This window comes from Vibrio harveyi NBRC 15634 = ATCC 14126 = KCTC 12724, assembly GCF_001591145.1.
In the GTDB taxonomy this organism is placed as follows: domain Bacteria; phylum Pseudomonadota; class Gammaproteobacteria; order Enterobacterales; family Vibrionaceae; genus Vibrio; species Vibrio harveyi.
Window position 1 is genome coordinate 1 of the sequence record NZ_BCUF01000082.1, and the last position, 10,420, is coordinate 10,420.

Sequence of the window (10,420 nt, forward strand, 5' to 3'; positions counted from 1 at the left end):
CAATTGGTAAGCGAGAAGCGAGAAGCGAGAAGCGAGAAGCGAGAAGCGAGAAGCGAGAAGCGAGAAGCGAGAAGCGAGAAGCGAGAAGCGAGAAAAGAATAATTTGGCAGAATGAATATGCCAATACAAAAATGGTCAGCACATTGGCTGACCATTTCCCACAAACATTCAGTAAACTGATTATTTGATATCGATGCTGTCGAAGCTCTTAATGAGGTCATCTAGTGACTTCATTTGCGCTAGGAATGGCTCAAGTTTATCTAGAGGCAGTGCAGACGGACCATCACAGCGAGCTTGATCTGGGTTCGGGTGCGCTTCAATAAACAGACCTGCGATGCCTGTTGCTAGACCCGCTTTCGCAAGTTCAACGGTTTGCTCACGACGACCACCAGATGCCGCGCCCGACGGATCGCGCATTTGTAGCGAGTGCGTTACGTCAAAAATGATTGGGCTGCCTTTTGATGCGTTCTTCATGACACCAAAACCAAGCATATCAACCACTAGGTTGTCGTAACCATGGCAAGAGCCGCGCTCACATAAAATGATGTTTTCGTTACCACACTCAGCAAACTTCTCAACGATGTTACCTACTTGACCAGGGCTCATGAACTGAGGTTTTTTAACGTTGATCACCGCGCCTGTTTTCGCCATTGCTTCTACAAGGTCAGTTTGACGAGCTAGGAATGCAGGAAGTTGGATAACATCAACCACATCAGCGACAGGTTGAGCTTGTTCCTCAGTGTGAACATCAGTGATGATCTTCACGCCAAACGTGTCTTTCAGCTCTTGGAAGATTTTCATGCCTTCTTCCAGACCAGGACCACGGTATGAATGAACAGAACTGCGGTTTGCTTTATCGAACGATGCCTTGAACACGTATGGGATGCCAAGTTTGTCGGTTACTTTTACGTAGTGCTCACAGATCTGCATAGCAAGATCACGAGACTCAAGAACGTTCATACCTGCAAATAGGGTGAATGGCTTGTCGTTAGCAACCTGAATGTCGCCAATATTAACGATTTTCTGTTCCATTTTGATTCTCTTTTGTCTGTCTTCAACACGCCGCTTTCAGCATGCCGATAAAATTTAGTGAAGCGTAACGTGCTTTTCGCTCATCGCGTTAACTTGTGATTTTAGTAGCTCTGATGCCGGATCGTCTGGGCATTGGTCAATAAAGTACTGAAAATCTGAAACCGCTACCTGATGGCACTCCAATTGTTGGAAGATAAAGCCTCGGTCACGAATCTCGTATGGGTCGTCCGGTACGAAAGTCAGCGCAAGGTTGGTGCACCGTAGTGCTAACGTATAACGCTCTTCACGCAACATCGCACTTTTAATTAATGCCAACCAACGACCTATTACTGTTGGGTTATCCGCTTCTTCAAAGTGCTCAGGCTTCAAGGTTGCAAGTGGACCTTCTTGACCAATCAGCCAAGCTTGAAGGATTTTCTCACCGACGTATTCACCGTTAAATGGATTAATGTAGTCCGGCGTTTTGTGCATCCAATCTACTTTGATCAAAAATTGCGTCGGAAAGGTCACGCCTTTCATCGGAAAACCAAGTCGGTTCCCCAAGTAAAGTAGGACCGCCCCCAAACTAACGGGAATGCCTTTTTTACGCTCCAACACTTTATCAATGAAGCTATTGTCAGAGATAAAGTACTCTTGATCGTCGCCTTTAAAGCCCCATTCATAAAAGAACAAACGGAGAAACGAATCAAAACGTTGTTCTTCGTCCGTCTCGTGAACCAGAATAGCTTCCGCTTCTTTATAAAGACGTTCTAATTCTTGCTTTGCCCAATGCACATTAGTGTCTGGATTGATGGAGTGGTTCAGTTCTAACGCGCCTTCCACCAACGCCATGTTGTCAAAATCTTCGTCAAAAAACTCAAGCATGAAGATTACCCAAATAAGTTTGGATTTTTAGATACGGCAATATTAGCGGCCATCACTAGCCAGCCTAGAGCACCAAAGAAGGCGAAAATTCTCAGCAGCTTGTTCTTTGCCATCTTTAAAGCAAAGAAACCAAGAGCAATGTACGCAAGCACACAAGTGATCTTGTTGGTTAACCAAGGCGCTGCATCCGTAAATGGAATAAAGCCTGTCACCATGATCAAACCAATACCGGAAAGGAGTAACGCGGTATCAACAATATGTGGGAAAACTTTTAGGAATCGGTTGTTGCGCTTTGGAGAATCCATCATCAACAATACGAATCGGATCGATAGTAGCGTCGCACTCAATGCGATCGTTACTAAGTGAATGTGTTTTAGAGCTACGTACATTTCATTTCTCTTTTATAAGTTACTGCTGACTTGCTCGTTATTATGAAGGCTTGTAACAACCAAGTGTCACTCGGTCGTTACCGCCGTAGTCTTTTTCCGTGACTACTTGTTCAAAACCAAAATGAGTCATGATCTCACGAACAGCTTCGCCTTGGTCATAACCATGTTCAAACGCGAGCCACCCATCTTCTTCCAAATATTGACGAGCAAGATCAGAGATATGGCGAATATCCGCCAAGCCATTCTCATCCGCAACGAGTGCCGATTTTGGCTCAAAACGCACATCACCTTGCGCGAGATGTGGATCTTTTTCGTCGATATACGGTGGGTTGGAGACAATTAAAGCAAACTTTGTTCCGCTGGCAATAGGTTCGAACCAACTACCTTGATCAAACGTCACATTTTTGATGTTTAACTGCGATGCGTTGTACTCTGCGAGCTCTTTCGCTTCATGTTTAAGGTCAACCCCCACCACTTGACGCTTGGGTAACTCAGACGCCAATGCCAATGCAATCGCCCCAGTGCCAGTGCCTAAATCAAGGATTGGTCCTGTCTGCTCGTAAGTTTTATCCAATGCAACTTCAACCAAACGTTCCGTGTCCGGTCTTGGAATTAATGTGGATGGAGAGACTTTAAGAGGTAAAGACCAAAACTCGCGTTCACCGATAATGTAAGCCACAGGCTCACCCGTGATACGACGAGCCAATAACGCATCAAACTGAGCTTGTTGCTCGGGGTCCAATGCTTTTTCAGGCCAAGTCAGAAGATAGGTTCTTGGTTTGCCAAGGACATGGCAAAGAAGTACGGCTGCATCGAGAGAAGGCGACTCTTTGCCGCCTTCAGTCAATATTGCCGTCGCACTTTTCAGCGCTTGCTCAATAGATTGAACTTGGCTCATCGATTAGTTGTTCTCTGCGAGCGCCGCAAGTTGGTCTGCTTGGTGCTCTTGAACCACAGGATCAATCAAACTTTGCAGGTCACCTTCCATCACTTCGTTCAAACGGTAGATGGTTAGGTTGATGCGGTGGTCAGAAACACGACCTTGTGGGTAGTTGTAAGTACGGATACGGTCGCTACGGTCACCAGAACCTAATAGGTTACGACGTGTATCAGAAACTTCTGCTGCACGACGTTCTTCTTCTGCTTGAACGATGCGAGCAGCAAGTACTGCCATCGCTTTTGCTTTGTTCTTATGCTGTGAACGCTCGTCTTGACACTCTACTACTGTACCAGTTGGTAAGTGGGTAATGCGGATTGCAGAATCCGTGGTGTTAACGTGCTGACCACCCGCGCCAGATGCACGGAATGTATCGATTTTTAGGTCTGCTGCTTTGATTTCTGGCAGATCCGCTTCTGGGATTTCCGCCATAACCGCTACGGTACACGCAGAAGTATGAACGCGACCTTGAGATTCGGTCGCTGGTACACGTTGTACACGGTGACCGCCTGACTCAAACTTCAGCACGCCGTATGCGCCGTCACCGCTCACTTTCGCGATCATCTCTTTGTAACCACCGTGTTCAGCTTCGTTTGAAGACATCACCTCGATACGCCAACCACGCTTTTCTGCGTATTTGCTGTACATACGGAACAGGTCACCAGCGAAGATACCTGCTTCGTCACCACCCGCACCTGCACGGATTTCTAGGAAACAGTTACGGTCATCGTTTGGATCTTTTGGAAGAAGAAGAATTTGTAGCTCATCAGTTAGACGCTCAATCGTTTCTTTTGCTTCTTTGATTTCTTCCTGCGCCATTTCACGCATTTCTTCGTCGTCTTCGTTCGCCATATCTTCAGCAGCGACAAGATCGTCTTGCGCTTGTTGATACGCTTGGAAGCACTTAGTAACTTCTTCTAGCTGAGAGTACTCTTTTGATAGAGCGCGGAATTTATCCTGATTTCCAATTACATCAGGATCACCAAGAAGATGTTGAACTTCTTCGTAACGTTCTACTAGCGTTTCTAGCTTAGTCAGAATAGAGGCTTTCATAGTGTCGTTTTCTTAATAAAAAGCGTGAGTTACAGATCATCCAAACCAAGGGTCTGACGGATAACCGTTAATTTTGCTGGTTCGCCCTGCTCTGCCGCACTTTGCAGCGCGCGAGTTGGAGCGTGAATCAGTTTGTTGGTGAGTTTATTACTAAGTTCGCGCAGCACTTTCTCTGGGTCTGCACCGGTTGCCAATGATTGTAGGCTTTTACTTAGTAAGTCTTCACGAATTTCGTTGGCCGATTTGCGATAATCACGAATGCTATCCACTGCTTGAAGTGAACGCAGCCACGTCATAAATGCCGCGCTTTCTTCGCTAACGATCGCTTCTGCTTGAATGGCTTCTACTTTACGTTGTTCGATGTTGCTATCAATGATCGACTGTAAGTCATCCACCGAGTACAAGTAAGCGTCACTCAATTCCCCAACCTGAGCTTCCACATCGCGAGGTACTGCAATATCGACCAATAACATCGGTTGATGACGACGTTTCTTCAACGCGGTCTCAACCATGCCTTTACCAATGATAGGTAGAGGACTCGCCGTTGAGCTGATGACGATGTCTGCTCTTGGTAAATGGTCAGGAATTTCATTCAAGCTGATCACTTCTGCTCCAAATTGCTCTGCTAGACCAAGAGCTCGCTCTCGAGTTCGGTTTGCAACAATCATCTTAGTACAGCCGTTCGACGCTAAGTGTTTTGCCACCAATTCGATGGTTTCACCTGCACCAACCAACAGTACGGTTGAGTCAGACAGTGATTCAAAGATGTGTTTCGCCAATGTACAGGCAGCATAAGCCACCGACACGGCGTTACCACCAATATCAGTTTCTGTTCGAACACGTTTTGCGACTGAGAAAGTCTTTTGGAACAACTTATCAATCGACGCATCCACCGCCTGATGATCTCGGGAATCAGAAAACGCTTGTTTTACCTGACCCAAAATCTGAGGCTCACCTAGTACCAGTGAATCAAGGCCGCAAGAAACACGCATCAAGTGCTTAATCGCCGCTTGCTCTTCATGGACATAAAGGCTCGGCATCAAGTCTTCTTGACTAACTTGATGGAACTGGGCTAACCAGTCGATAAGCTTATTTCGCGCTCCTTGCTTCACGTCGCAGTACACTTCGGTACGGTTACAGGTAGAAACAATCACACTGCCATTGACGGCTTCATGGTCTCTGAGTTGCTCAAGTGCTGGTCCCAATTTATCGGGTCCGAACGCCACTTTCTCTCGCAAGTCAACAGACGCTGTATTGTGATTGATTCCAATAGCAAGCAAGGACATCTAACGTGGTATCTCTGAGATCGGTTATAAAATAGGTTCAGAATTTTACTGTAAGCACGCATTTATTGAAAGGGTAAGCCGGATTTGTTTTCCTTCACTCGGCTTTTCAATGCTATAGTTGTGAGCGATTACCGATGAAACTGATTAATAAGCCATCAAACATGACCTTACGCTCCTTTCTCATCTTGCTCATGTCGAGCATTGTTCTCGCAGGTTGTAGTTCTGTTCCTGAAAGTGTCACCAGCGTAGAGTGGCAGGCACACGAGCAGCGACTTGAAACCATTAAAAATTTTCAAGCCACAGGCAAACTTGGCTACATTGGTCCCGATCAAAGACAAAGCCTGAATTTCTTCTGGAAGCACTCTTCGTCACTAAGCCAGTTACGCTTAACGACCTTACTTGGTCAAACCGCATTAAAGCTCACTATTACGCCACAAGGCGCAACCGTCGAAACCTATGATGACCAAGTACTCTCCGCTCGTGATGCTAACCAACTGATTTACCGATTAACCGGCTTAATGATGCCAGTTGACCATTTACCTGATTGGCTACTTGGCTTACCAACAGATGCCGACTCTTTCCAACTATCACCGACCAATACTCTCCAAGCACTGGACAAACAGATCGGTTTGAACGACTGGAATATTGCTTACCAGCGTTACGGTGATATTGAGTGGCATAGCCAGACGTTACCTCTCCCAAACAAGCTAAAACTAAGTACGTCTGACGTAAAAATTAATTTAGTGATCACAAAATGGAACATCACCCAATGATCGATCTTTCAACCCGTTGGCCATCACCAGCGAAATTGAATCTCTTTCTTTATATCAATGGTCGGACCGAAAACGGTTACCACGAGTTACAAACTCTATTCCAGTTCGTCGATCACGGCGATGAACTAACCATTCAAGCGAACGATTCAGGTGAGATCACGATTTCGCCAGAGATCGAAGGTGTTCCTCTGCAAGACAATTTGATATGGAAAGCGGCGACCGCACTTCAACGTTATGCGAAATGCTCGTATGGGGCACATATCGATCTTCATAAGATCTTACCAATGGGCGGTGGCATTGGCGGCGGCTCATCAAACGCAGCAACTACTTTGGTTGCGCTCAATTACCTATGGCAAACCCATCTTAGTGATGATGAATTAGCCGAAATCGGTCTTGCACTTGGTGCAGATGTGCCTGTATTTGTGCGTGGCTTTGCCGCATTTGCTGAAGGCGTTGGCGAGAAACTTTCTCCTGCTCATCCAGATGAGAAATGGTATTTAGTTGTTCGTCCAAATGTTTCTATTGCAACCGCCGACATATTCGGACATCCGGACTTGACTCGAAACACGCCAAAACGCGATTTAGAAACGCTTTTGAACACGCCAAGCGTAAACGATTGCGAAAAAATTGTACGAATGCTCTACCCAGAGGTTGATAAGCAACTTTCATGGCTGCTACAATACGCGCCGTCAAGATTGACGGGGACAGGATCTTGCGTTTTTGCTGAATTTTCGAGCAAATCCGAAGCAGAAACTATCCTTGCACAACTCTCTGATAAAGTCTCGGCATTTGTCGCTCAAGGGCGAAATATTTCGCCACTAAAAGAGACTTTGGCTGAATACCAATCAGCCTCACACCGACCTATTTAAACTGGACGCAAACCCGAGGTTTCCACCGTGCCTGATATGAAGCTATTTGCTGGTAACGCAACACCTGAACTAGCCCAACGTATTGCTGATCGTCTTTACATCTCTCTTGGTGATGCATCTGTTTCTCGCTTTTCTGATGGCGAAGTTGCAGTTCAAATCAATGAGAACGTTCGTGGTAGTGATGTTTTCATCATTCAATCCACTTGTGCACCGACTAACGACAACCTAATGGAATTGGTTGTTATGATTGATGCAATGCGCCGTGCTTCAGCAGGTCGTATCACTGCAGTAATTCCTTACTTCGGCTACGCTCGCCAAGACCGTCGTGTACGTTCTGCGCGTGTGCCAATCACTGCAAAAGTTGTTGCTGATTTCCTATCTAACGTTGGCGTAGACCGCGTTCTAACTATCGACCTACATGCTGAGCAAATTCAAGGCTTCTTCGATGTACCAGTTGATAACATCTTCGGTACACCAGTACTTCTAGAAGACATGCAATCTCGTGGTCTAGAAAACCCAGTAGTGGTTTCTCCTGATCTAGGTGGCGTTGTTCGTGCTCGTGCAACTGCAAAAGCGCTAGGCGACATCGACATCGCTATCGTTGATAAGCGTCGTCCACGTGCAAACGTTTCTGAAGTAATGAACCTAATCGGTGACGTTGAAGGTCGTGACTGTGTGATCGTTGATGACATGATCGATACAGGTGGCACTCTATGTAAAGCAGCAGAAGCGCTAAAAGAGCGCGGTGCTAAGCGTGTATTCGCTTACGCAACTCACGCTGTATTCTCTGGTAACGCTGCGGACAACATTAAGAACTCTGTTCTTGACCAAGTTATCGTGACTGACTCTATCTCTCTATCTAAAGAGATGGCTGCAACTGGCAAAGTAACCACACTAAGCCTATCTCGCATGCTAGCTGAAGCGATTCGTCGTATCAGCAACGAAGAGTCAATCTCTGCAATGTTCAACTAATACGAACATTTCAGTTAAACTGATTTCAAAAGCACCCCTCTTTGGGGTGTTTTTTTATTTGTATCGATAGGCAGAAAATCCCTTGGTCGCCCACTGCGAGAATTCTGTGCTATCATACTGCGCTTTTTGAGATTCCAGAGAGATCCTAACCTTGACTCAACCAATCAAACTTCTTGTTGGTCTTGCTAATCCGGGACCAGAATACGCCAAAACTCGCCACAATGCGGGCGCTTGGGTTGTAGAAGAATTAGCACGCGTTCACAACGTTACCCTGAAGAATGAACCAAAATTCTTTGGCCTAACAGGACGCATTATGGTCAATGGCCAGGATCTCCGTTTGCTAATCCCAACCACTTTCATGAACCTCTCTGGCAAAGCAATCGCAGCACTTGCGAAGTTTTACCAAATTAAGCCAGAAGAGATCATGGTTGCTCATGACGAGCTAGACTTACCGCCAGGTGTCGCTAAGTTTAAGAAAGGTGGTGGTCACGGTGGTCACAATGGTCTGCGTGACACCATTAGCAAACTGGGCAATAACAAAGATTTTTATCGTCTTCGTATCGGCATTGGCCATCCGGGACACAAAGATAAAGTGGCGGGTTTTGTACTAGGCAAAGCTCCAGCGAAAGAGCAAGAGCTACTAGACGCCGCAGCTGACGAATCAGTGCGCTGTCTAGATATCCTAATTAAGGATGGTCTATCAAAAGCACAAAATCGCCTCCACACGTTCAAAGCTGAATAAGGTTACTATCATGGGTTTTAAATGTGGCATCGTTGGTCTACCTAACGTTGGTAAATCAACTCTGTTTAACGCACTAACTAAAGCGGGTATTGAAGCAGCAAACTTCCCGTTCTGTACCATTGAACCAAACACTGGTGTGGTTCCTGTGCCAGATCTACGTCTAGATGCTCTAGCAAAGATCGTTAACCCACAGAAAGTTCTACCTACCACAATGGAATTCGTAGACATCGCTGGTCTAGTTGCGGGCGCATCTCGTGGTGAAGGTCTAGGTAACAAATTCCTAGCGAACATCCGTGAAACTGACGCAATCGGCCACGTTGTACGTTGTTTCGAAAACGACAACATCGTTCACGTTGCAGGTAAAGTATCTCCAATCGAAGATATTGAAGTTATCAACCTTGAACTAGCAATGGCTGACCTTGATTCTTGTGAACGCGCTATCCAGCGTAACGCTAAGAAAGCAAAAGGCGGTGACAAAGACGCGAAATTCGAACTGACGGTTCTAGAAAAACTGCTTCCTGTACTAACAGAAGGTGGCATGGCGCGTACTGTTGATCTTGCAAAAGAAGAGCTAGCAGCAATTGGCTACCTAAACTTCCTAACGCTAAAACCAACAATGTACATCGCTAACGTGAACGAAGATGGTTTTGAAGACAACGCATACCTAGATGCAGTACGTGAGTTTGCAGCGAAAGAAAACAACGTTGTTGTTCCTGTATGTGCAGCTATCGAATCAGAAATGGCTGAACTAGAAGATGACGAGCGTGAAGAGTTCCTAGCAGACCTAGGTATCGAAGAACCAGGTCTAAACCGCGTTATCCGCGCAGGTTACGAACTACTGAACCTACAAACTTACTTCACAGCTGGCGTGAAAGAAGTTCGTGCATGGACTATCCCTGTTGGCGCTACGGCACCAAAAGCGGCAGCGAAGATCCACACAGACTTCGAAAAAGGCTTTATCCGTGCTGAAGTTGTTGGTTACGACGATTTCATCCAATTCAACGGTGAAAGCGGCGCGAAAGACGCAGGTAAATGGCGTCTAGAAGGTAAAGAATACATCGTTAAAGATGGTGATGTTGTACACTTCCGCTTCAACGTATAATTAAGTGAATGAATTCTAAACACTTCATTTACATAAAAAGCCAGCCATAGCGCTGGCTTTTTTTATACCTTTCTAAAACAACAAGAAATTAAGTCCCTTACTGCAAGCCATTTTATTTCCAGTTTTAGATCATAAACGCGCCTCTTTGTTTAAAAAGGAAGCGAACGATGGATTTTGCAGGATTTATTGAAAAAAACTGTTGACGGATCTCACTCAACTTCGCATAATGCGCGCCGTTCCCGACGACAAGGCAACTTAGCGACGAGAACGAGAAAACATGGTTTTGGCTACGTAGCTCAGCTGGTTAGAGCACATCACTCATAATGATGGGGTCACAGGTTCGAATCCCGTCGTAGCCACCATTCCTAAAGGTTCTTTTTTAAGAGCAATTAGGAATAGAT

At 45.8% G+C, this 10,420-nt stretch carries 11 protein-coding genes and 1 tRNA gene; 6 read left to right on the plus strand and 6 right to left on the minus strand.

The features are described from left to right. Nucleotides 1-180: 180 nt before the first annotated feature. Genes kdsA through hemA form a run of 6 tightly spaced genes read right to left on the minus strand, consistent with a single transcriptional unit; the run spans nt 181 to nt 5,561 of the window. Entirely contained in the window at nt 181-1,032 is an 852-nt protein-coding gene (gene kdsA / locus VHA02S_RS23740) for a 3-deoxy-8-phosphooctulonate synthase (protein WP_005449239.1), read from the minus strand. 54 nt (nt 1,033-1,086) lie between these two features. Beyond that, nucleotides 1,087-1,896 carry a SirB1 family protein gene (locus VHA02S_RS23745; protein ID WP_005449240.1) on the minus strand — a complete coding sequence of 270 codons (810 nt, stop codon included), beginning with the start codon at nt 1,894-1,896 and terminating at the stop codon, nt 1,087-1,089. Between the two features lie 5 nt (nt 1,897-1,901). Continuing rightward, on the minus strand, nt 1,902-2,285 hold the full coding sequence (locus VHA02S_RS23750) for a SirB2 family protein (protein ID WP_005449241.1): 384 nt from the start codon (nt 2,283-2,285) through the stop codon (nt 1,902-1,904). Between the two features lie 40 nt (nt 2,286-2,325). Continuing rightward, nucleotides 2,326-3,183, minus strand: a complete 858-nt coding sequence (gene prmC, locus VHA02S_RS23755) for a peptide chain release factor N(5)-glutamine methyltransferase (RefSeq protein WP_038898457.1) — start codon at nt 3,181-3,183, stop codon at nt 2,326-2,328. Between the two features lie 3 nt (nt 3,184-3,186). Then, a complete protein-coding gene (gene prfA, locus VHA02S_RS23760) occupies nt 3,187-4,275 on the minus strand; it encodes a peptide chain release factor 1 (protein ID WP_005449249.1) in 1,089 nt (362 codons plus the stop codon). Between the two features lie 29 nt (nt 4,276-4,304). Further along, nucleotides 4,305-5,561: a glutamyl-tRNA reductase gene (gene hemA, locus VHA02S_RS23765; protein WP_005449251.1), complete on the minus strand. Its 1,257-nt coding sequence runs from the start codon at nt 5,559-5,561 to the stop codon at nt 4,305-4,307. A 134-nt stretch (nt 5,562-5,695) separates the two neighbouring features. Between hemA and lolB the strand changes: the two genes are divergently transcribed. The 6 genes from lolB to VHA02S_RS23795 all read left to right on the plus strand — a co-directional run bounded on the left by lolB (nt 5,696) and on the right by VHA02S_RS23795 (nt 10,381). Beyond that, complete coding sequence (lolB, locus tag VHA02S_RS23770) at nt 5,696-6,334, plus strand: lipoprotein insertase outer membrane protein LolB (protein WP_080640369.1); 639 nt, start codon at nt 5,696-5,698, stop codon at nt 6,332-6,334. Next, nucleotides 6,331-7,203, plus strand: coding sequence for a 4-(cytidine 5'-diphospho)-2-C-methyl-D-erythritol kinase (ispE, locus tag VHA02S_RS23775; RefSeq protein WP_009696818.1), 873 nt, complete (start codon nt 6,331-6,333; stop codon nt 7,201-7,203). Before lolB ends, ispE begins: the two co-directional genes overlap by 4 nt. Before the next feature lie 27 nt (nt 7,204-7,230). Continuing rightward, on the plus strand, nt 7,231-8,175 hold the full coding sequence (locus VHA02S_RS23780) for a ribose-phosphate pyrophosphokinase (RefSeq protein WP_005449254.1): 945 nt from the start codon (nt 7,231-7,233) through the stop codon (nt 8,173-8,175). A 151-nt stretch (nt 8,176-8,326) separates the two neighbouring features. After that, complete coding sequence (gene pth / locus VHA02S_RS23785) at nt 8,327-8,917, plus strand: aminoacyl-tRNA hydrolase (protein WP_005438598.1); 591 nt, start codon at nt 8,327-8,329, stop codon at nt 8,915-8,917. A 10-nt stretch (nt 8,918-8,927) separates the two neighbouring features. Beyond that, nucleotides 8,928-10,019 carry a redox-regulated ATPase YchF gene (ychF, locus tag VHA02S_RS23790; RefSeq protein WP_005449255.1) on the plus strand — a complete coding sequence of 364 codons (1,092 nt, stop codon included), beginning with the start codon at nt 8,928-8,930 and terminating at the stop codon, nt 10,017-10,019. A gap of 285 nt (nt 10,020-10,304) precedes the next feature. Then, nucleotides 10,305-10,381 (plus strand) — tRNA-Met (locus tag VHA02S_RS23795). Nucleotides 10,382-10,420 lie beyond the last annotated feature (39 nt).

What these genes read in the sequence shown, in the direction of transcription:
- lolB (WP_080640369.1), top strand. Translation starts at nt 5,696, where the DNA reads ATGAAACTGATTAATAAGCCATCAAACATGACCTTACGCTCCTTTCTC.
- ispE (WP_009696818.1), top strand. Translation starts at nt 6,331, where the DNA reads ATGATCGATCTTTCAACCCGTTGGCCATCACCAGCGAAATTGAATCTC.
- VHA02S_RS23745 (WP_005449240.1), bottom strand. Translation starts at nt 1,896, where the DNA reads ATGCTTGAGTTTTTTGACGAAGATTTTGACAACATGGCGTTGGTGGAA.
- VHA02S_RS23750 (WP_005449241.1), bottom strand. Translation starts at nt 2,285, where the DNA reads ATGTACGTAGCTCTAAAACACATTCACTTAGTAACGATCGCATTGAGT.
- prmC (WP_038898457.1), bottom strand. Translation starts at nt 3,183, where the DNA reads ATGAGCCAAGTTCAATCTATTGAGCAAGCGCTGAAAAGTGCGACGGCA.
- kdsA (WP_005449239.1), bottom strand. Translation starts at nt 1,032, where the DNA reads ATGGAACAGAAAATCGTTAATATTGGCGACATTCAGGTTGCTAACGAC.
- ychF (WP_005449255.1), top strand. Translation starts at nt 8,928, where the DNA reads ATGGGTTTTAAATGTGGCATCGTTGGTCTACCTAACGTTGGTAAATCA.
- prfA (WP_005449249.1), bottom strand. Translation starts at nt 4,275, where the DNA reads ATGAAAGCCTCTATTCTGACTAAGCTAGAAACGCTAGTAGAACGTTAC.
- hemA (WP_005449251.1), bottom strand. Translation starts at nt 5,561, where the DNA reads ATGTCCTTGCTTGCTATTGGAATCAATCACAATACAGCGTCTGTTGAC.